Source organism: Collinsella sp. Sow4_E3, assembly GCF_052116285.1.
Lineage (GTDB): Bacteria > Actinomycetota > Coriobacteriia > Coriobacteriales > Coriobacteriaceae > Collinsella.
Genome location: NZ_JBQKLJ010000079.1, coordinates 1 through 776, shown reverse-complemented (window position 1 = coordinate 776; position 776 = coordinate 1). Strand labels below are relative to the sequence as shown.

The window sequence follows — 776 nt, the reverse complement described above, 5'->3', positions numbered from 1 at the left end:
CGTGCCCCCTTCGTTGGTGATTTGTTGTTTAGTCGCTAGAAATCATATGACGGGGCGCGGGCCGTGTTCCGCTATGCGGTTGTCAATTTGCGAAAGAAATTATGCGTCACCGCAAAAGCATCGTGGGCATTGACCGGTGCCGACATGGGTCCAGGCGTGAACAGAGCTACGTCCCCTATTCACACTGCTCACACATACAGCAGCGGGCACGGATTCGATTGAAACCGTGCCCGCTGTCTGATGCTAAATTAATTTATCAAGCATGCGTTCTATTCCAGCGCAGTAATTAAATACGCTGGTACATAGATACTCCGATCAAGACGGCCGCGCTCGCGACCGGGAACTTTCGGCAATTGGATACGCGTCTGACCTGGGATATCCAAGCGAACAATAGGCCTAACCCGCGATAGGTCCCAGGCCAGGCGGGTATCCAATCGAAGGGGAAGGGCACTCCGGTGTGGAGGCAGCGGAGCGCCCGGGGAAAGCCCGGCCGGCCGGCCAGGCGGCCCCGTTCGCCCGGCCGGCCGGGCCTCCGGGGTGCGGCGGACTCCCGTGAAAGAGGGGCGCCGCGCCCCGGCAAGCCGGGCTATTAGGCGGACGGCTCCTGCTGCGTGATGCAGTGGATGTTGCCGCCGCCGTAGACGACCTGGTCGGACTGGACGCCGACGCACTTGTAGACGCCCTCGCCCCAGACCTCGTCGTAGATCTCCTGGAGCGTGTCGACGGCCAGCTGGTCGTTCTCGTCGCCGTACTGCGGGACGATGACGCCGTGGTTG

At 61.5% G+C, this 776-nt stretch carries 1 protein-coding gene; it reads right to left on the bottom strand.

Features of this window, described 5'->3' with window-relative positions:
- Positions 1 to 589: 589 nt before the first annotated feature.
- Positions 590 to 776, bottom strand: a 187-nt coding sequence (locus ACTQ48_RS11320; protein WP_441571005.1) for an agmatine deiminase family protein, incomplete at its 5' end; no start/stop codon positions are given.